This window comes from Sphingobacterium sp. E70 (assembly GCF_019285695.1).
GTDB classification, from domain to species: Bacteria; Bacteroidota; Bacteroidia; order Sphingobacteriales; family Sphingobacteriaceae; genus Sphingobacterium; species Sphingobacterium detergens.
Map to the genome: position 1 here is coordinate 411,056 of NZ_CP079104.1, position 18,007 is coordinate 429,062.

At 40.0% G+C, this 18,007-nt stretch carries 27 protein-coding genes and 3 pseudogenes; 8 read left to right on the forward strand and 22 right to left on the reverse strand.

Annotated features, from left to right (window positions below):
• The first annotated feature begins 126 nt into the window (after positions 1-126).
• On the forward strand, positions 127-267 hold the full coding sequence (locus KUH03_RS48005) for a helix-turn-helix domain-containing protein (protein WP_373564931.1): 141 nt from the start codon (positions 127-129) through the stop codon (positions 265-267).
• Between the two features lie 100 nt (positions 268-367).
• On the opposite strand, the gene KUH03_RS03020 is transcribed toward KUH03_RS48005, so the two are convergent.
• The 4 genes from KUH03_RS03020 to KUH03_RS03035 all read right to left on the reverse strand — a co-directional run bounded on the left by KUH03_RS03020 (position 368) and on the right by KUH03_RS03035 (position 2,836).
• Positions 368-649, reverse strand: coding sequence for a hypothetical protein (locus tag KUH03_RS03020; protein ID WP_257091513.1), 282 nt, complete (start codon positions 647-649; stop codon positions 368-370).
• Positions 650-1,036: 387 nt separating this feature from the next.
• A complete protein-coding gene (locus KUH03_RS03025) occupies positions 1,037-1,252 on the reverse strand; it encodes a hypothetical protein (RefSeq protein WP_257091514.1) in 216 nt (71 codons plus the stop codon).
• Positions 1,239-2,093: a nucleotidyltransferase domain-containing protein gene (locus KUH03_RS03030; RefSeq protein WP_257091515.1), complete on the reverse strand. Its 855-nt coding sequence runs from the start codon at positions 2,091-2,093 to the stop codon at positions 1,239-1,241. The genes KUH03_RS03025 and KUH03_RS03030 overlap by 14 nt, the downstream gene beginning before the upstream one ends.
• On the reverse strand, positions 2,090-2,836 hold the full coding sequence (locus KUH03_RS03035) for a nucleotidyltransferase domain-containing protein (RefSeq protein ID WP_257091516.1): 747 nt from the start codon (positions 2,834-2,836) through the stop codon (positions 2,090-2,092). The genes KUH03_RS03030 and KUH03_RS03035 overlap by 4 nt, the downstream gene beginning before the upstream one ends.
• 757 nt (positions 2,837-3,593) lie before the next feature.
• Here KUH03_RS03035 and KUH03_RS03040 point away from each other — a divergent pair.
• The 3 genes from KUH03_RS03040 (at position 3,594) to KUH03_RS03050 (ending at position 5,996) form a co-directional block, all read left to right on the forward strand.
• On the forward strand, positions 3,594-4,649 hold the full coding sequence (locus tag KUH03_RS03040; RefSeq protein WP_257091517.1) for a 3-oxoacyl-ACP synthase III family protein: 1,056 nt from the start codon (positions 3,594-3,596) through the stop codon (positions 4,647-4,649).
• Between the two features lie 879 nt (positions 4,650-5,528).
• Positions 5,529-5,801 carry a hypothetical protein gene (locus tag KUH03_RS03045; RefSeq protein WP_257091518.1) on the forward strand — a complete coding sequence of 91 codons (273 nt, stop codon included), beginning with the start codon at positions 5,529-5,531 and terminating at the stop codon, positions 5,799-5,801.
• A 15-nt stretch (positions 5,802-5,816) separates the two neighbouring features.
• Positions 5,817-5,996, forward strand: a complete 180-nt coding sequence (locus KUH03_RS03050; protein ID WP_257091519.1) for a hypothetical protein — start codon at positions 5,817-5,819, stop codon at positions 5,994-5,996.
• Here KUH03_RS03050 and KUH03_RS03055 read toward each other — a convergent pair.
• On the reverse strand, positions 5,985-6,200 hold the full coding sequence (locus KUH03_RS03055) for a hypothetical protein (protein ID WP_257091520.1): 216 nt from the start codon (positions 6,198-6,200) through the stop codon (positions 5,985-5,987). The two genes, KUH03_RS03050 and KUH03_RS03055, sit on opposite strands and share 12 nt — an antisense overlap.
• 141 nt (positions 6,201-6,341) lie before the next feature.
• On the opposite strand from KUH03_RS03055, the gene KUH03_RS03060 reads away from it, so the two are divergent.
• Positions 6,342-6,761: a hypothetical protein gene (locus KUH03_RS03060; RefSeq protein ID WP_257091521.1), complete on the forward strand. Its 420-nt coding sequence runs from the start codon at positions 6,342-6,344 to the stop codon at positions 6,759-6,761.
• Positions 6,762-6,795: 34 nt separating this feature from the next.
• Here KUH03_RS03060 and KUH03_RS03065 read toward each other — a convergent pair whose 3' ends face one another.
• Entirely contained in the window at positions 6,796-7,164 is a 369-nt protein-coding gene (locus KUH03_RS03065) for a VOC family protein (RefSeq protein WP_120257032.1), read from the reverse strand.
• A 95-nt stretch (positions 7,165-7,259) separates the two neighbouring features.
• On the opposite strand from KUH03_RS03065, the gene KUH03_RS03070 reads away from it, so the two are divergent.
• On the forward strand, positions 7,260-8,168 hold the full coding sequence (locus KUH03_RS03070) for a metallophosphoesterase (RefSeq protein ID WP_257091522.1): 909 nt from the start codon (positions 7,260-7,262) through the stop codon (positions 8,166-8,168).
• 35 nt (positions 8,169-8,203) lie between these two features.
• Positions 8,204-8,434 carry a hypothetical protein gene (locus KUH03_RS03075; protein ID WP_257091523.1) on the forward strand — a complete coding sequence of 77 codons (231 nt, stop codon included), beginning with the start codon at positions 8,204-8,206 and terminating at the stop codon, positions 8,432-8,434.
• Positions 8,435-8,640: 206 nt separating this feature from the next.
• On the opposite strand, the pseudogene KUH03_RS48010 reads toward KUH03_RS03075, so the two are convergent.
• The 11 genes and pseudogenes from KUH03_RS48010 to KUH03_RS03140 form a co-directional block, all read right to left on the reverse strand.
• Positions 8,641-9,884, reverse strand: a pseudogene (locus KUH03_RS48010) (aldehyde dehydrogenase family protein).
• Between the two features lie 106 nt (positions 9,885-9,990).
• Positions 9,991-10,526 (reverse strand): annotated as a pseudogene (locus KUH03_RS03090) (gamma-glutamyl-gamma-aminobutyrate hydrolase family protein).
• On the reverse strand, positions 10,493-10,636 hold the full coding sequence (locus KUH03_RS03095; protein ID WP_257091525.1) for a gamma-glutamyl-gamma-aminobutyrate hydrolase family protein: 144 nt from the start codon (positions 10,634-10,636) through the stop codon (positions 10,493-10,495). The pseudogene KUH03_RS03090 and the gene KUH03_RS03095 overlap by 34 nt, the downstream one beginning before the upstream one ends.
• 111 nt (positions 10,637-10,747) lie before the next feature.
• On the reverse strand, positions 10,748-11,614 hold the full coding sequence (locus KUH03_RS03100; protein WP_306429925.1) for an iron-containing alcohol dehydrogenase: 867 nt from the start codon (positions 11,612-11,614) through the stop codon (positions 10,748-10,750).
• On the reverse strand, positions 11,566-11,724 hold the full coding sequence (locus KUH03_RS03105; RefSeq protein WP_257091526.1) for a hypothetical protein: 159 nt from the start codon (positions 11,722-11,724) through the stop codon (positions 11,566-11,568). The genes KUH03_RS03100 and KUH03_RS03105 overlap by 49 nt, the downstream gene beginning before the upstream one ends.
• A complete protein-coding gene (locus tag KUH03_RS03110) occupies positions 11,721-11,894 on the reverse strand; it encodes a hypothetical protein (protein WP_257091527.1) in 174 nt (57 codons plus the stop codon). Before KUH03_RS03110 ends, KUH03_RS03105 begins: the two co-directional genes overlap by 4 nt.
• 7 nt (positions 11,895-11,901) lie before the next feature.
• Positions 11,902-12,419: pseudogene (locus KUH03_RS03115) on the reverse strand (hypothetical protein).
• Positions 12,420-12,421: 2 nt separating this feature from the next.
• The gene (locus KUH03_RS03125) at positions 12,422-12,919 is read right to left on the reverse strand and encodes a glutamine synthetase (RefSeq protein WP_257091529.1); all 498 of its coding nucleotides are present in this window, start codon (positions 12,917-12,919) and stop codon (positions 12,422-12,424) included.
• Positions 12,889-13,284, reverse strand: coding sequence for a hypothetical protein (locus tag KUH03_RS03130; protein ID WP_257091530.1), 396 nt, complete (start codon positions 13,282-13,284; stop codon positions 12,889-12,891). Before KUH03_RS03130 ends, KUH03_RS03125 begins: the two co-directional genes overlap by 31 nt.
• Positions 13,256-13,480 carry a hypothetical protein gene (locus tag KUH03_RS03135; protein WP_257091531.1) on the reverse strand — a complete coding sequence of 75 codons (225 nt, stop codon included), beginning with the start codon at positions 13,478-13,480 and terminating at the stop codon, positions 13,256-13,258. Before KUH03_RS03135 ends, KUH03_RS03130 begins: the two co-directional genes overlap by 29 nt.
• A gap of 166 nt (positions 13,481-13,646) precedes the next feature.
• On the reverse strand, positions 13,647-14,531 hold the full coding sequence (locus KUH03_RS03140) for an amino acid permease (protein ID WP_257091532.1): 885 nt from the start codon (positions 14,529-14,531) through the stop codon (positions 13,647-13,649).
• Between the two features lie 233 nt (positions 14,532-14,764).
• Between KUH03_RS03140 and KUH03_RS03145 the strand changes: the two genes are divergently transcribed.
• Positions 14,765-15,229 (forward strand): Lrp/AsnC family transcriptional regulator, encoded by a 465-nt coding sequence (locus tag KUH03_RS03145; RefSeq protein ID WP_120257026.1) that lies wholly within the window; start codon positions 14,765-14,767, stop codon positions 15,227-15,229.
• Between the two features lie 57 nt (positions 15,230-15,286).
• Here KUH03_RS03145 and KUH03_RS03150 read toward each other — a convergent pair whose 3' ends face one another.
• From KUH03_RS03150 to KUH03_RS45160, 5 genes are all read right to left on the reverse strand, one after another.
• The gene (locus KUH03_RS03150; RefSeq protein ID WP_257091533.1) at positions 15,287-15,571 is read right to left on the reverse strand and encodes an Ada metal-binding domain-containing protein; all 285 of its coding nucleotides are present in this window, start codon (positions 15,569-15,571) and stop codon (positions 15,287-15,289) included.
• A gap of 81 nt (positions 15,572-15,652) precedes the next feature.
• Positions 15,653-16,150, reverse strand: a complete 498-nt coding sequence (locus tag KUH03_RS03155) for a 2OG-Fe(II) oxygenase (protein WP_257091534.1) — start codon at positions 16,148-16,150, stop codon at positions 15,653-15,655.
• Positions 16,138-16,503 carry a hypothetical protein gene (locus KUH03_RS03160; RefSeq protein ID WP_257091535.1) on the reverse strand — a complete coding sequence of 122 codons (366 nt, stop codon included), beginning with the start codon at positions 16,501-16,503 and terminating at the stop codon, positions 16,138-16,140. The genes KUH03_RS03155 and KUH03_RS03160 overlap by 13 nt, the downstream gene beginning before the upstream one ends.
• A 392-nt stretch (positions 16,504-16,895) precedes the next feature.
• Complete coding sequence (locus KUH03_RS45155; protein ID WP_306429926.1) at positions 16,896-17,297, reverse strand: zinc-binding dehydrogenase; 402 nt, start codon at positions 17,295-17,297, stop codon at positions 16,896-16,898.
• A 142-nt stretch (positions 17,298-17,439) separates the two neighbouring features.
• Positions 17,440-17,949: an alcohol dehydrogenase catalytic domain-containing protein gene (locus tag KUH03_RS45160; RefSeq protein WP_306429428.1), complete on the reverse strand. Its 510-nt coding sequence runs from the start codon at positions 17,947-17,949 to the stop codon at positions 17,440-17,442.
• Positions 17,950-18,007 lie beyond the last annotated feature (58 nt).

Sequence of the window (18,007 nt, forward strand, 5' to 3'; positions counted from 1 at the left end):
CCCAACATATATTTTGAAGTGACACGCAAACCTATTAGAATGAAACCTTACCCCATTTTATTTATCACAAATCATCAAAGATTTCTTGAATGACTCTCCAAAAGGATTGATAGATAGACAGGTTACATTGAAAATAAAGGCTCTCCTACGAGCACAGATTTATCCATTAAAGAGATAACATACCGTCTCAATTTTGAAGACAGTTCGTATTTGACACGTTATTTTAAGAAACAAACAGGTATGACCTTAACGCAATACAGAAAATAATTTACGGGAACGCTTGATCATTCCCATACCTCCCATTCCCCACGCTGGAAATCATACTTTGCGTATTCCCCACTGTCAGTAAATTCTGAAGCGACCATTCCTACTTCAAAATTGAGTTTTCATTCCAGCTTGCTGTAAAGTAGAGGGCATTTCCTGTTAATAAGGCAGTGCCAAAATCACCATCGGAATGGCTAAAATGTAGACCATGATCATCCTCTCCTGTGATCTTGTAGTTGTAGCTTAAAAGTCGCTCTTTAAGCTCTTGAAACTGTTGTCCAGTAAAAGGAACAAGGTTTTCCTCTTTTTCGAAAAAATCCGCATCATGAGCATTTTCCTCCCTTACCTTTGTTTCAGTCCTGTATAGTGAAATATCGTAACTCATCTGTTTTGAAATGTTTTTATTATTCTTTTTCAATTGGCATATTTTGACAAATGCTGACCGAGTCTTGTGGTACGCTATAAGATCCCTTGTAACGCCTTAAACCCCAAAATACCATTATTCAATTTTACTCATAGCCTTTCCAGCAACCGAAATATGCACTTTTAATTAGCTTTATAAATATAGTAAGTAATGATCCTGAATACCAGATAGATTTATGATTTGGGTATTAGGACTTAATATCCGTCCAAAATAATTGATTATTTGCAGCATCATTAATTTCAAATTAAGCTTCTTGAATAGACCACACATATCGATTGTAGAGATCTATCGCAACTTGAGGCGAACTTCAATCAATCGATGAGGTTGCGCCTCGAAGTAGGACAAACATCAGCGGTAGAGTTCTTCCCGTAATTCCACCAAAAGTTTTGTCAGCATAGCCTGATCCGGTGCGGCTGGAAGCATGCTCGATAAAGAAAGATCCTGTATCTCTTTAAAAAGCTGTTGGGAGCGCAGAAAAAGTTCCTCATAACTGTATGTTCCACTTTTAATGAGCAGGAGCTCTTCCCTATTTGGTCGATGTACATGCAATTCACCATTGTACAAGATCTCTTTTGCCTGTTCCAACAAGCGGATCGTGTGCATCATGTTTTTGCATCATACCCTGACCATGGCGCACTGTGCCCTGAAAACGAACCTCATTGCGTTTGGCCACCCAAGTAAAGTACTCATTGTAAGTCTTACAATAGGAAGAATAGGCTTCATGATTAACAAAAAGATATGCACTGGACGTTTGCTCCTTTGCAATCGAGCTACAGGAGACCTCATTGCTTTCTGTGGATGAGATAATACCTTTGTATCCGAACTTTCCTGTCAAATCATAAAACAATGTATACATAGCTTTGGTATGGTCTATCTTTGCCAATCCACAATTTTCCTGTTTCCATTCGCGATTGACCAGCCATTGTTTCAACTGTTGACTACCATTTCCTTCGATTACAAAACAGAAATCAAGCAAGCTTTTACGTTCATTGTCCATGGGGTTGTTAATTTTCTTGTTCAATCCTTTCGCCTTATGTACCTGAACCATTGCGTATTGGGCAAAAGTAGTCACAGCCTCGCGAGTCATAAATTCCTGAATATTAAACCGTTCAAAGATCGGATCTTTGTATAAGAGACATTCATCGGCACTAGCCAGAAGTTCCAATATATTGGGATTACTTTTGGAAAGGAGTTCCACAAAACGCCCCAATTCATAATAAACCTCATCATTACTCGAATTGGCAACTTGAGCAATATATTTATTTCCAAAAAAATAATCGCGCGGTAAATAAAAAACGCCCTTGATATCTGTATCCGAAGTAGCGGTCGCCAGTCCATAAGCCCGACTTCCGACCACTGCCTCAAACAGGATCAGTCCATTATCCCGAAGTTCATGTATAGTCATTTCAGTATAGTTTTAAAATAATCTTCTAGCCCCTCCTTATAGGACTTGACCATTGGAAGATCATGCACTTCATGTTCCAAATGATTAAATCTTTCTTCCAGATAATCTTTTATTATTGCGGGACAGCTAAAGTTGAAACCTTCGTCTACCTCACTCTTCAATTGTACTAATTTCGCGACTTCGGTTCGTATACCCTCAGGCATTAATCCAGATAAATCGGCTAAGGCCATTGGTGCATAAGAACGGTGGGTGATGCACCACTCTGCCGCCAGCAAAGATCTCAAGATATAAAATAGGGTCTTGAGTCGTATAGTCCCACCGCAGAAATCGCCGATCTTACTGCGAACTATTCCCAGATAATGATGCGCTTGTCTGCGCGCACTAAAATAGTCTTCGATCAATGGCAGAAAACCTTCTTTAAATCCGGAAGTTTCGTGATATACAATTGGCGACTGTATCCATTCGAATGGGCTAACATTGCTTTTGTACAACAACGCCAGTACTTTAATTAGATCCCAACCGGATATATCCAGTTCTCCAGTTATCGGATAGCGCAATTCTGTTTCTAACGGAAAAACGCTGGAATAATCTGAAGGTTTCCTTATGTAGAAAAACCGGACATCATAATCACTATCTGTTGAAGGGAATCCCCAGCCACGGCTCCCCGATTCACAGCCAAACAGTATGCTTATGCCTTCTATTTCCGCTATTTCATTTAGCCTATTTTTTATCTTTGTTTCCATGTTTGATATTTTTATGTGTTTTTCCTTTTTCGTTGTCACAAATATCAAACTGGGATACTGTAGCCTTTTGCGTATTCAAAAAAACAGATAAAAATTCTTATATCTAACTTATTTACAGTAAGATATTTTTACATAAAAAAAAATGCTACATAAGCTATTCCTTAAATACGCAGATAGAATACGTAGTTTTTCCATCGCATGATATCCCTTAATACAATACGTATCTTATTGTTTGACTTGATTATTTTTGAAAACCCATTTTTTTGATCAGAAACAACGCCTTTTATATAACTCATTTTCAGCTAAATTACATGGTAGTACCTACACAAATCAGGGGTTCACCTAACGTAAATCTGCAAATAAAATAAAAACTATTTTGTACAGATCGATAGCTGTCATTACACGATGGTATCTGCCCCGATTGAGTAAATTTATGTAAGATGCTATTTCCCGAAATCACGATGACAGACAGCTTACTAAGCTTATCTGAGGACCCAAGATCTCGAAATGCGTAGCCCCTCATTATGAATTTGGTATGCATTTCCAGCATATATTCCGAAAACAATGAGCGAGTTTCCTTTTATTTAACTTGTATAGGGATATCTTAAATAATTTTGGTAAATTAAGCAAAAGAAGGCTCAGTCAAGAAAATGTCTACATTGAAATTTATAAATCACTGGGCATCGTAACCAATTGCTGCTGTCCACAAAGAACAATACAAAAACAAACTCAATAATTGAGAAACGGAGGGAAATTAATGAATATAAAAATTATTGGGTCAGGTAGCTATCTTCCGGACAATAAAATCAATAACGCAAATTTTGAAGATCGTATTTTTTTGGATGAGGCTGGTGAGCCTATCAAATACCCTGAATCCATTATAGGTAAGTTTAAAGATATTACTGGCATTGAGGAACGTCGTTATGCAAATAATGATCAGGTGGCTTCTGATCTAGCGTCTATTGCCGCAGAGCGGGCAATCGCCAACGCTGACATCGATCAAGAGACACTTGATTATATTATTGTCGCACATAACTATGGCGACGTACCCTATGGAAAAGTTCAATCGGATACTGTTCCCAGTCTGGCAACACGAGTCAAGAAAAAATTAGGTATACGAAATCCACATTGTATCGCCTATGATCTTTTATTCGGCTGTCCGGGCTGGAATGAAGGCGTTATACAAGCTAATGCGTTTATCAAATCAGGCATGGCTAAACGCTGTATGGTTATCGGTACCGAGACTCTTTCCCGTGTCGTAGATCCATACGATCGTGATTCAATGATCTATGCTGATGGTGCTGGCGCAGTTATCGTAGAAGCGACAACAGAGGAAGCAGGATTACTATCCTTTGAAAGTGCAACTTATGCATTTGATGAGGCCGACTATCTTTATTTTGGAGGCTCCTTTAATAGCCAACATGAAGAAGGCACCCGCTACATTAAGATGAAGGGACGAAAGATATATGAATTCGCGCTGAGTAAGGTTCCTTTAGCTATGCAAGTCTGCATAGAGAAAGCTAATCTTGACATTAATGCCATAAAAAAGATATTAATTCATCAGGCCAATGAGAAAATGGATGAGGCCATTATTTCGCGATTCTATGGATTATATCATATGCAGCCGCCAGAGGATATCATGCCGATGTCCATTCATAAATTTGGGAACAGCAGTGTTGCAACTATTCCAACACTCTATGATTTAATTAGGCAAGGAAAAATTGAAGGACATTCATTCAATAAAAATGATATCATCTTATTTGCCTCTGTAGGTGCAGGAATGAATATCAATGCATTCACCTATAGACTTTAGCAATTCGTCAACATGTCTAGTCAACTTACTTTCAATGAGCGGAAACAAAACAAGCTCAATCTTATGATAGAAGGCTTATTTAATAGCTAAGAGCGTTTAAAATTTTATATCAAAAGAGCGAGCAAAAGCCTGGTCTAATACTCCACTCTTTATACTCGCTCCAAATTAATAATCTACCATTATTAAATTAAGCTAACTTCTACAATTGCTTATTTCTTTTTTTTACGAAAGACATTATCTGTTAGATCCTTTGAAATCGAGTCCTTTTCTTTTGATATGACGACTGTGTTTTCTCTTTCGTACTTTTTTTCCTTTTTTTGATCTTTACTCATGACTTATATTGTTTACATTGTGAGGGTGTGTCCCATAACCATGGGTACATGAATTGTGGGGATTAAACTTGAGTGTGGTTGGTTCTAAACAGAAAATTTCACGATGATATAATTGGAGAAATTTAAAGATAAAACGAGAAGCTTTTATCATGTTTGGTTTGTCGAATGGGTTATATGAATAACAAACCTTATTCCTAAAGATACAAATAATAACTGATATCCCATCAATCCCAAAGGTTTATTAACAATAGCATAGCTTTATCAGCTCATCTCCTATCCAGAAAATAGCAAGGTATCCGATTTTTGTGTGGTTTATCGCTTGCGGAACTTGTCTTTGATCATTTTGTTACCTTCCTATGAACAGTAATAATGGTATTTATTTCAGTAATTCATATAACTTTATATACTAGCGTATTTCGCAATTTTGAAAAAGATATAATTTCAATAAGATCCTAAAGAAAAAAATGCGTTAAACTTTAGGTAATATCCTGAAGAAGAAGCATTCACTCGGAAGAAACGGATTTATTGTGTCGATCGTGTTAGTATATTGGTAACGCATTCACAGGGGGCGGCCCGGGATGGTCTACGGCAATTAAAAACAGCCGACTTAAAGCCGTTGTCGCCTTTGAACCATATAGCAGCTTCATGTTTCCGAAAGGCGAACTGCCACAACCAATCAATCCACAGGACTTTTGGTGAGCTCAAAGGTGTTGAAATTCCATTAGCAGATTTCGAAAAACTCACCAAAATTCCCATCGTGATTTACTACGGAGATAATATTGCCAAACAGCCCACCAAAGTCTGGAATATGGATCACTGACGTTCAGGACTAGAAATGGCCAGAATATGGGCGGCAACAATCAATAAACATGAGGGTGACGCCACTGTCGTCCATCTTCCCGAGGTTGGTATTCATGGAATTACACACTTTCCCTTTTCTGACCTCAATAATATTGAAGTCGCCAACCACCTATCAAAATGGCTGAAAGAAAAAAGGTTGAGCTCAACTGATTAAATTTAAGATTCGACCAACGGCATAGGTTAGCAAAACTACAAGAAATTCTCTTTGAAATACTTGCCCTAGGACAAGTATTTCAAAGAGAATTTCTTGTAGTTTTATATCGTAAATCTGCATTTCTATGCCTGTAGTTTTTTCCGTTTCCACTTTAGCATGCCTCATTTTATTTGGACTCGCTTCCCCCAATAAAATGGTGGTCATTCCTATTGCAATATGGGCATTTGCACTCTCAGCGGTGTCATCCCTTAATATTTTTCTGATTTTCCCACCTACTTTTGTACTTGTCTTGGTGAGCGCGCTCTTACTGAGTATCAGTTACTATAGATTATCAAAAATTTAAGCTTGAACGCTTATTATCTGCTTGGTATCCATATCATCAGACTCCCTATTGAATTCATTATTTTTCAACTTTTTAAGCATAAAATGCTGCCTATAGAAATGACATTTTTGGGTTGGAACTATGATCTATTTTTCGGCATTACTGCTGTTCTATTTTTAATCTTTAGTAGCTTCAATCCAAAAATACTAACATCTGCATTTTTCAAAGCATGGAATATTTTGGGTATCTGTTCACTACTAGCTGTTGTGGTCATTGGTATATTATCATCACCATTACCTTTACAGTCAATAGCATTTGATCAACCTAATATTGCTGTATTACAGTTTCCTTATGTCTTACTTCCAACAATCATAGTACCTATAGTAATGTTATCACACTTTCACCTGCTGGGAAACAGCGCTATTGCTAAACACCAAGAATAAACTGATGCTAACAACATAGCCCGAAATCAGCATTTTATCGCTTTTGCTGCAAATTGAACACGGTACCAGCGGGGTCGGTAATCCAATGCATATTTTCCGGAAGTTCCTCAATTTCGTCACAGGTTTCCACCCCACTTGACAATAGATAATCGGTCGCTTCAGCAACATTCGGAACAGTAAGCTGCAACCAAGTTTCGGAATGAGTGTAGTTATCCACACAATCAAGCCAAATAATATTGTGCCCAAACTTCACCTCATGTGTCCTGGAGACCGTTGGGTTATCGATCGGCTTCTCCTCGACATCCAATTTCAGAATATCCCTGTAAAAAGCTACCGTCTTTTCATATTTATTTTTGGGAATTTTTATGGCAATATTAATCCCAGCTTCAAATTTTGTATTCATATTTGTTATTTTTAACGAAAATACAAGATAAATAAATTAATTAGTCAGGACGCTTGCCCTATGGCAAGATTTGGTTCAGACAAACATACTTTTATATGATCCCACAATTATACAGTTTCTTAAAAATCATCTTTATATTTCTTCTCTTTGATATTTTAATATATTTAAGGCTATGCAGACTGGCCGTATGGAAATCACAACCATTAACCGCAAATGTAATCTGGTGGTTATTGAATATTTTCTCTTATGCCTGCATGTTCCTGGATTTATTTTTCGAATGGAACAATTTTATCGCTGCTTGTTTCATGTTCTTCCCCATTTCATTGCTACTTGCAAAGACAATCCTTCTTTTCTCCATCGGCGTGGATATACTTTCGATATTTTTTAGAAATATAGGCAGACGACTAACAAACAATAATACAATACCGGATGTAAATAATAAGACCATAGGAAGATCTGATTTCATCATCAAAAGTGGTCTTTTGTTGAGCAGTATCCCTTTAGTCGCCTTAACCCGTGGTTTTATATCCAATATCTATAATTACCAGATCAAACAGGTCAATTTGATTTTACCCGATCTCCCAAAATCGTTCGAAGGTAAGACCATCGCTCAGATTTCTGACATACACGCGGGCAGTCTTTATAATTTAAATGCTGTAAAAAATGGGATAAGCCTATTGCTTTCACAAAAGCCAGATATTATTTTCTTCACAGGAGATCTGGTGAATGACTTTGCCGATGAGATGGATGACTACCTCTCCATATTTGGTAAACTAACGGCTCCCTTGGGTGTCTTTTCTATTTTGGGAAATCACGACTATGGGGACTATCATTTTAATAGGTTCCATTTCAACAATGAGCGTAAGTTGACCAAACAACAGAACCTGAACAATGTAAAAGATATCCATCGCAAACTTGGCTGGCAGCTGCTATTAAACGAATCGAAGGAGATTGTCTTAAATAATGAAAAAATCACGCTTGTAGGTGTAGAGAACTGGGGGTAAACAACCCGCACAATTATGGCGATCTCGATCTGGCCATGTCCAAGGTTGATCCTTCTTCACCTATCAACTTCCTCCTTTCACATGACCCGTCACATTGGAGGGCTGAGGTATTACCAAAATATCCGATGATCGATGTCACCTTTAGTGGACACACACATGGTGGTCAATTCGGCTTTAGCAATCCAGATTATCAGTGGAGCCCAATTAAATATGCTTATCGTGAATGGGCCGGTCTGTATCAGGAAAACATCAATCACTTTATGTGAATGTAGGTTTCGGCTACCTAGATTACCCCAGTCGAGTGGGAATATTACCTGAGATCACGATATTCCATTTAAAAAGTAAGGTTTAATACGATGTCATGAACGACAGTATTAAACCTTACAGAAATAAACAGACGTTTTTTCAAAAACGACTTAAAACCTTGAAAGTAGGGAATCAATTCCTTACAAACGATATTTAGACAAAAAAGCTATGGTCGCAGATGGTATGCTTTGGGCTGAACAAAAGCGCGGATTCCCTGCGCAGATAGGGTTGATCCCAGCCCTGAGTTTTTTCGTCCAGACCAAGGGACGTTGGGACTTACCCGATCACAGCAATTCCAATACACTGTTCCCGTGTTCATTTTTTCCAGTATTGCCATGGCCCTATCCTGATCAGCTGAAAATACGGCTGCAGTCAGGCCATACGTGGTATCCTGCATTAGATGGATCGCCTCATCATCTGAAGCCACCTTTTGGATGCCAATCAACGGGCCGAAACTCTCCTCCTTCATCAATTCCATGTCGTGATTGCAATACTCAAAAACTGTAGGTGCATAGTAATAACCTGTATCTTCCAGTGTATGCCCCCAGGCGCAAGGTTGCTCCTTTGCAAGCGCATCTTTTACTTGGGCATCAAGCACAGTCAGCTGAGCGGCTCTGGTTAGTGGCCCGATAAATACATCTTGCTTCATCGGATCTCCAATGGTATAAGAGGCTACTTCCTCGACAAAGGCTTCAACAAACTGATCGTATATTTTGTCCGATACATAAATACGCTCCACAGCACAACAGCTTTGTCCATTGTTGTAAAATGCACCTTCTGCTGCTGAAATGGCGGCTTTCTTAATATCTAAGATATCATCAGCAACATACAGCGGATCCTTCCCGCCTAGTTCCAATTGGACGGGAACTAATTTATGCGCTACTGTGGTCGCAATATGGAGACCAGTCTTATATGACCCTGTAAAAAAATAGCCATCCAGAGGTAGCTCCAATAATTGCTGGCCAATCTCGGCATCTCCGACAACACATTTGAATACATCTTGGGAATACCCGCTTGATACAGATATTTCTCAAACTGTATACCTGTACCAGTAGCAAACTCTGATGGCTTATAAAGCACGGCATTGCCAGCTACAAGTGCATATAGAAATACATTAAACCCAACATTATAAGGGAAATTCCATGCGGAAATATTGGCGATCAGCCCCAGTGGTTCATACACAATCTTTTCGCGGGTGGCCCCAGTTGTTGTAATGAGTTCCTCAGAAAGCCATTTGCTCGCATTTGTCCGAAGATGTTCGATACGGTTTTGCGCTCCTACAATTTCGTTTAGCGACTGGGTAATCGGTTTTCCCGTTTCCTTCGTAAGGATTTCGGCAAGTTCTTGTTTATTGGCCAGAATTAACTGTCCAAACGCAATTATGCAATCTAAACGTTGTTGTAATGGCACTTTTGCCCAAGAAAGTTGTCCTTTTTTTTAAAAGAGCGACCGCTGTATCTAATTCGGATGCTGTGATAACAGGGATCACAGCATCTACCTCCCCATAGCGGGGTTTCTAATTTCTATGTTGTTTTGCATGTTCTAGAAAAACATTAAAAATCAATTCTTCATCCAACAGTTTTCCGGCTTGGGTAACAGAAAACTCCGGATGCCATTGTACACCCATCACTTTTCCTGGAGCTGCTTTGGTATATCCAAATGCCTCGATAAAACCATCATCCGAATGAGCGTATACTTCCAAATCTTGTCCAAGCTGTTTGACCGCCTGATGATGTACGGTGTTTACCTTAGGATTAGAGATATGCCCATACAAATCCCCAAGCAAGGTTCCAGACACAAAGTTTATGGGATGATTAATCGTATCGTATAATTCTGCCGACCGATGGGCTCCTGCTCCAGGTATCTGTGAAGGAATATCCTGATAAAGTGAACCCCAAAATAGACATTCATCAATTGAAATCCCCGGCAGATCCCCAATATGGGCTTCTCCTTCCTGATCGCATAATCCAATATCTTTAGTTCATACTGATCCCTGTAAGCGTCTCCTCTCCATATCCCTATGGGATCCTCACCGTATTGCGCTGGAGCAATATCGCTCCCCCTTGGAGGATGATACCATCCATCTGATCAATAATATCCGTCAACAGCTCCCCCTCTAAATCGGGAAGCAGCACCGGAAGTACGCCTTTTTCCCTATCCAACGGGCCATATCATTTTCCATATAGCTCAGTGATTTAGGACCAAAGACTGTACGTTCCTTGTCAGGATAAAAGAAGCAGGCGCTTATACCAATTTTGATCATACTATTTTTATTAGAATGCTGTTTCATAAATAGCAAGAAAGTCTTCTGTTGTCACCGGCTTCGGATTTGAAGGATGACAGAAATCCGCGTATGCAAGTTCCGACAATGGTGCAAGATGTTGCTTTTGCACACCGATGGATGATAAATGGGTAGGTAAATCCAGGCGTGTATTCAGTTCAAATAAATAGTCCACGACTTTATCGCCAGCGTTATTGCCAATACCGAGCGCTACTGCCATTTTATCAAAACGATCTTCGAATCCCGCATAATTAAATTGCATACCGTAAGGTAGATTAATGGCATTCGCAAGTCCATGATGAGTGTCTAACAACGAGGAAAGAGGATGTGCCAGACTATGGACAATACCCAGCCCCTTTTGAAAGGCCACTGCCCCCATGAGTGAGGCCAAAAGCATCTTCGAACGAGACTGTAAATCAGATTCCTTGGTTGCCTTTTCAATAGCTGTTGCCACCATCGCCATTCCCTCTAACGCTATACCATCACACATCGGATGATATCCTTTTGCTAAATAAGCTTCCATATTGTGTGTGAGGGCATCTATTCCTGTAGCCGCTGTGACGAATGCCGGAAGATCCATCGTGAGGAGCGGATCCGCAAAGACTATTTTCGCCATCAACCTAGGGCTGAACAAAATACGTTTCTTTTTGGTTTCGTCTTCGGAAATAATAGCACTACGACCAACCTCACTTCCAGTACCTGCTGTAGTGGGCACAGTGATCAGATGTGGAATCTCATTGGTTACATAAATATCTCCACCGATAAGATCGTCGTAGTCAAAGAGATCACGATGATGATGTGAACGCAGTGCTATTGCCCGCGCAACATCAAGTGCAGCTCCACCTCCAACACCGATGATGGAATCCCTATTGTTCCCCGATAGACATCACCACCTTGCAGCACATCGGATTTAACCGGGTTTTTGTGCAAATCATGAAACACAATCACGTCTATCCCTCTGCCCGTCAATTTACGCTGGATTTCCTTAAAAAAGGAAGTTCGGCAATAGTTGGATCCGTTACCAATAAAGGGCGGTTAAGACCATTGCGCAATAGGTAATCCGGTAATTCATTGATCGCTCCTGCACCGAAACGAATCGGTGTCGGAAAATTAAAACCATAAATTTTATCTGTATCCATCTTGCAGTTAAATAATTTCAAAATATCTTTTTGTTTCCCAATCTGTTACTTGTTCTGAAAACTGCCGCCATTCCCATAACCTGGATTTACAGAAGTGGTCAACAAATTTTTCACCGAATAATTCTGATGCTATTTCAGACTGCGCCATCCGGTTCGTAGCCTCATAGAGATTTCTTGGTAAAACGCCATGTTGCAAATCTTTATAACCATTACCCACAGTATACGGATTGTCCAAGGATAGTTTATGCTTGATACCGTAAAGTCCACTCGCTAGACAAGCCGCTATGGCGAGGTATGGATTAACATCCGAACCAACCACCCGATGTTCAATACGTGTAGCCTTTGGTCCACCATCGATGACCCGCAGGGCCGTAGTCCTATTGTCTATCCCCAGGTTAAAGTCGTGGGAGCCCAAGCGCCCTCCGTGAGCCTTTTATAGCTGTTAACAGTTGGTGCAAATAAGGGTAAAATATCCCGCAGACAATACAGTTGTCCAGCAAGAAATTGCTTCATCAGTTCACTCATGCCTAACTGATCGTCGGCATCATAAAATAGATTTTTTTCTTTTTTAGGTCCCAGAGGCTCTGATGTACATGACCGCTACAGCCCGGCAGTTCTTTCGTCTGCTTGGCCATAAAGCTAGCGACAATACCATGTTTTTTACCGATCTCCTTTACTGCTGACTTAAAGAGTGTAGCCCGATCTGCAGCTTCAAGCGCATTACTGCATTGAATCGCCGCCTCCATTACGCCAGGTCCTGTTTCAGTATGCAAACCTTCCAAGGGAATACCAAACTGTTCGAGCATCGCAAGAAGATCACGAAAGAACCCATAATTATCAGACATCCGCAAGATGGAATAACCGAACATTCCGGAGGTAATCGGTGTCATTTCTTTAAAGCTGTTCTGTGATGCATTGATATCACCTTTAATAAAATTGAACCATTCAAATTCCTGTGCAAAAATGGGTTTGTAGCCAGCCTGTTCAGACTGTGCTATGATATTTTTAACAGCGCCCTCGGGCACACATTTTGGTCTGTAGCATGTGACGATTCAAAGTCAGCCAGAAAAAATGGAACATCCTCCTGCCAGGGTATCTTCCGGAAGGTATTTCCATCTATACGAGCAGGAAAATCTCCATAACCGGTATGCCAGCCTGTAATTTCCACATTGTCATAAACTTGGTCATTGACATCCCATCCAAACACGACGGAACAAAAGCCGAATTCATCGTCCAATGAAGAGATAAACTTATCACGGTGCATAAATTTGCCTCGCAATACGCCATCAATATCTGCTACGGCGACTTTGACGTGTGTACTCGTACTTGCCTTTAATTTGGAAATAATTTCTTTTTGTCGATCATGATTTGATGGTTTTATCCTTGTCAAGGAAGATTAAGAAATAGAGATATGATAAGATGACAAGCCCAAAGAATAGTAAGGCTGTCAATGGGTTGTAGTAAATCATAGCAACCAGGCAGATCAGGGCGATGATCAGCGCAAGCATAGGAAATAAAGGATACAGAGGAACTTTAAATGGGCGCTCCAATGCGGGTTCTTTCTTGCGTAAGGCGAAAAAGACCACATGGATATAATATAGAGACTGATTGCACCAAAACAGGCAATGGTAATGATCCCAGCCGTTTTCCCCGTCAGTAGCGCGACTATACCAACAGCCATATTGACCAATAGCGCATTAGCTGGTGTTTTAAAGCGTGAATGAACTTTTCCTAAGATAGATGGTGCATATCCTACTCGCCCAAATTCAAAAGTGGCACGTCCCCGGCCAAAATAATACCATGGAACGACGCAATAAGACCCAACAACCCTACCCCAATTAGTAATTTGTATAGAATATGGGAGCTATCAATGACGTTGGCAATAGCAAGAGGTAAAGGAGAATCCGAGGCCTCGGTACTTCCCGGTGGATAGACAACTGCTTCCCAACCAGCGACACCAACCGCTGATAAAAATGTAATGATACACAACACGACCAAAGTAACGATAGCTGACCCAAAACCGATCAATACATTTTTCTGCGGATTGATGGTTTCCTCAGCCACATTGGCGACCCCTTCAATGGCTAGAAAAAACCAGATGGCAAATGGAATGGATGCAAAAATGCCTGAATACCCATTGGGAAGTGCATTTTGTTGAAGATTAGAAAATTCAAATGCTGGCAGCGTCACACCGGCGAATATCAATAATTCAATAACCGCAAGGACTGTCACAACCAATTCAAACGAAGCAGCGAGTTTCACACCTAAAATATTCATTGCTGTAAAAATCAGATAGGCTCCGATCGCAAAAGCAAGATAGCCTACCCCAGGATGAAGCAAATGAAGGTAAGCACCTATCGCCGCTGCAATGGCCGGCGGTGCAAAAACGAATTCTATATTTTGAGCAATCCCTGCAACAAACCCCAATTGTTTTCCCAGTCCCCTATTGGCATATTCAAAAGCCCCTCCAGCTTTCGGTATGGCACAAGCCATTTCTGTATAACTGAAGGTAAAGGTTAGGTACATAATTATGACGAATATAGTCGCAATGGCTAACCCTAAGGTCCCTCCTTCTGCCAGACCAAGGTTCCATCCAAAATACATTCCTGAAATTACATACCCTACCCCAATCCCCACAACATGACGGGGCCAAGGACTTTCTTTAATTGGGGATCACTCATAATTCTTTTTCTAGGTTGGTAATTGATATTAAGTAATATGAATTTACTACTTTAAATTAAATTATAGTGTTAAATACCTGCAATTAAACTTATTTTAGTAAAATTATATTGAAATATTATTATTTTTAGAATTGCTATTCCAACGACAGGCTTATACCCCTTTGTTTTTAGATTTAAATTACTACAACAATGAAATTAGATGAAAAAGATCTTATGATCTTGGACCTTTTGCAACAGGATGCCAACATGAGTAACAAGGAAATTTCCGATCGGGTCAACTTATCCATGACTCCTGTATACGAACGGATTAAGAAGTTGACGGCTACAGCTGTGCTCAAACAAAAGGTATATTTGCTGGATCGAAGAAAACTGGACCTGAACCTGATGGTTCTTGTATCGATCAGTATGGAAAAGCATTCGAACGAAAGTGCTTTGCTATTTATGGAAGAAATACAGAAATTTCCGGAAGTGGTCGAATGCTTCCATGTGACAGGAGCTTTTGATTATCAGCTCAAGGTTATGGTCAGAGATGTCGACCATTATCATGAATTTAACTTCAATAAGCTTGCAACGATTAAAGGAATCAGACATATGGAAAGCTATTTTGTCATGAAAGAAATTGTCAACGCGACACGACTTCCACTTTTCCTTTAACGATCTTCATCTGGCAAACTAAAATGTGATTGCAAATTTTCAGACGGAGATCTGCGTTTATTTTAAGCATGCACTAGCCCCTGCTGCTTTAGTTTTCCACTCCTTGTACTTTTCCCGCATACAATGACCACATGGTCTATATCCATGGCTGACGGCATCAGCCTCATCCCGAAAGAAAACACGATGTTCGACTTTCATCCGTTTACCCGTGGCACAGTTTAGACGACCGTAAATCTTAGCCTTTTTATATCCGCCCAAGGTAATTTCACCCTTTCGAATGAAGGAACTTAAGGACTTGGTTCTTTCAGCCGCTGTCCCTCCCAAATCCATATGTCTGATCATATTTCGTTTTTAATTTTTGTTCTATTGTATACATACCTATAATTCAAATGGGTTATTTTTTACCTGCAAGAATCTCCTATCCTAGCTAAGACCATCATGGAATATAATCCCAAGGCTATGCCGGTGACCCTTGTGCAATGGACTAACACCATGCTTCATATGGACCCGATAATAGCCTTTGGAGCCTTTCGCTGCGCGAAAATTAGTCGTAAAGATGATCATATCGCCGCGCTTGGGTTTTAAGACATTAACCTTAGACTGCGCCCTTGGTATCTGTTCCGTGATAACAAACTCACCACCGGTATAATCCTGATCCACCTGATCCAACAGCAATACGATTTGTATGGGAAAGTAAATTTCACCGTATAGATCCTGGTGTAGCGTATTAAATCCGCCTGTATTATATTTTAAAATAAGGACGGTAGGTTCCATCTGTCCATGCTGCTGACAAAGTTCACGCATCGCAGCATGCGAAGCCGGAAATCTTCGGTCCATATTAAGCTCCTCCATCCATTGATTGGCGACTGGTGCAATCAATGCGTATACTTTTTTCCTTATTGTCGTAATCAGCTCGGGCAAGGGATATTGAAAGTATTTATATTCCCCAAACCAAAGCGATAACGCTCCATTACAATAGTTTTTCGATACCTATTGTCAACACCGTAAGCTGCAACCAGCTCATCGCATTCGACTTGATTTAATAGATCAGGTACAATCACAAAGCCCTTATCATGCAATTCCCTGGTGATGACTGTCCAATCCCTGGCCAGCAATCTAGATACTATATTTTCCATGACGATAATTTTCAACAGCTCAAAATTAGACCTATCAATCAAGGTAAAAAATCCGAAACCTGCTGTTTTTCCTTTTTGGAGATATATCATCAATCTTGACACAATGCGCAACAAATTATCATTTTTATCCAGCACCATTTTTTGCTAAAACGATCGAAAAGAGCCGTTTAAACAAAACAACGAGCAGCTTCAGTATAAAAACTAAAAAAGGTTTTAAAGATACGAGCCAGAAAATCAGAAATAAATACAGATCGACAGAATAGCAGATTTTCGACCGCAGACAAACAGGCTAGAGAAAGCTTTTTGAGAAAAAGCGATTAAAAAAATAAAAGTGAATCCTTTTAGAAATGAATATTTAGAAAGAGACTTTAAGGAGACAAAAACAAAATTAAAGAATAAAACATAGGTTAAATGGAAAGAGCCCGGTGGAATACCGAGCTCTAGTACAAAAAACTTAATTTTGTTAATCCGTCTAGCTTTTGAGGTTCACTTCAATAGTGGACGACTCCTATTTTTTTATGTTGTTGACACTATTTATTTAATGAAGCCATATCAATAACAAACCGGTATTTTACATCACTGTCCAATACACGTTGGTAAGCCTCGTTCACATAATCAATGTCAATCAATTCGGTTTCTGGAAGGATATTATGTTCAGCACAAAAATCAAGCATATCCTGTGTTTCCTGTATACCACCAATGCTTGAAGCCGTCAAAATTTTATTTCCTCCCATAATCGAGCGTCCGTTAATTTCCATTGGCGCTGCTGGGATACCAACACAGATGTATACACCCTTGGTTTTTAGTAATGCCAAATAGAGATTATAATCATGAGGCGCCGATACGGTGTCTATGATAAAATCAAAATAGGCTGAAAACTCCTTTAACTCCGAAGATTCATGCGTATTTAAAAACTTCTGGGCACCTAACAGCGCCGCATCTGCTTTTTACGGGGCGAATGGCTTATCATCGTAACTTCAGCTCCCATGGCGACAGCGATCTTCACTGCCATGTGGCCTAAACCACCTAACCCTAGCACGCCAACTTTATGCCCCTTGCTGATATTCCATCGTTTCAAGGGCGAGTAAGTGGTGATCCCGCACAAAGTAAAGGAGCCACCTTTTTGATATCAAGCGATTCCGGCACATGCAAGACGAAGTCTGCATCAGCCACAATATTATCGCTATACCCACCATAGGTGCAAGAGTGATCGTGCATCACATCCGTACTATTATAAGTCCACACCGTTTTCTTCTCCGAACAAAACTGTTGCTGATCCGATTTACAATTATCGCACTCACCACAGGATGCCACCATACAACCAACACCGGCTAGATCACCTTTTTTAAACTTGGTCACCGCACTGCCTACCGCACTGATGCGGCCAACGATCTCATGCCCCGGAACAATTGGATATTGTGTCCCACCCCACTCATCATGCACCTGGTGAATATCTGAATGGCAAATACCACTATACAAGATATCGATTAGCACATCATTTGAACCAAGTTCTCTTCTTTCAAATTCCCAATATTCAAGCGGGGAATTGCCATCCTTCGCCGCGTAACCTTTCGATTTAATCATTCTTTTGTTTTTTATAAAATACCAATTGGATCCAAATTATCAATAAATAAGATCCATT

What these genes read in the sequence shown, in the direction of transcription:
- KUH03_RS03030 (WP_257091515.1), bottom strand. Translation starts at nt 2,093, where the DNA reads ATGACTATACATGAACTTCGGGATAATGGACTGATCCTGTTTGAGGCA.
- KUH03_RS45160 (WP_306429428.1), bottom strand. Translation starts at nt 17,949, where the DNA reads ATGATTAAATCGAAAGGTTACGCGGCGAAGGATGGCAATTCCCCGCTT.
- KUH03_RS03110 (WP_257091527.1), bottom strand. Translation starts at nt 11,894, where the DNA reads ATGGATACAGATAAAATTTATGGTTTTAATTTTCCGACACCGATTCGT.
- KUH03_RS03055 (WP_257091520.1), bottom strand. Translation starts at nt 6,200, where the DNA reads ATGACCACCATTTTATTGGGGGAAGCGAGTCCAAATAAAATGAGGCAT.
- KUH03_RS03070 (WP_257091522.1), top strand. Translation starts at nt 7,260, where the DNA reads ATGATCCCACAATTATACAGTTTCTTAAAAATCATCTTTATATTTCTT.
- KUH03_RS03065 (WP_120257032.1), bottom strand. Translation starts at nt 7,164, where the DNA reads ATGAATACAAAATTTGAAGCTGGGATTAATATTGCCATAAAAATTCCC.
- KUH03_RS03020 (WP_257091513.1), bottom strand. Translation starts at nt 649, where the DNA reads ATGAGTTACGATATTTCACTATACAGGACTGAAACAAAGGTAAGGGAG.
- KUH03_RS03040 (WP_257091517.1), top strand. Translation starts at nt 3,594, where the DNA reads ATGAATATAAAAATTATTGGGTCAGGTAGCTATCTTCCGGACAATAAA.
- KUH03_RS03145 (WP_120257026.1), top strand. Translation starts at nt 14,765, where the DNA reads ATGAAATTAGATGAAAAAGATCTTATGATCTTGGACCTTTTGCAACAG.
- KUH03_RS03150 (WP_257091533.1), bottom strand. Translation starts at nt 15,571, where the DNA reads ATGATCAGACATATGGATTTGGGAGGGACAGCGGCTGAAAGAACCAAG.
- KUH03_RS03050 (WP_257091519.1), top strand. Translation starts at nt 5,817, where the DNA reads ATGGCCAGAATATGGGCGGCAACAATCAATAAACATGAGGGTGACGCC.
- KUH03_RS03075 (WP_257091523.1), top strand. Translation starts at nt 8,204, where the DNA reads ATGTCCAAGGTTGATCCTTCTTCACCTATCAACTTCCTCCTTTCACAT.
- KUH03_RS03160 (WP_257091535.1), bottom strand. Translation starts at nt 16,503, where the DNA reads ATGGTGCTGGATAAAAATGATAATTTGTTGCGCATTGTGTCAAGATTG.
- KUH03_RS03035 (WP_257091516.1), bottom strand. Translation starts at nt 2,836, where the DNA reads ATGGAAACAAAGATAAAAAATAGGCTAAATGAAATAGCGGAAATAGAA.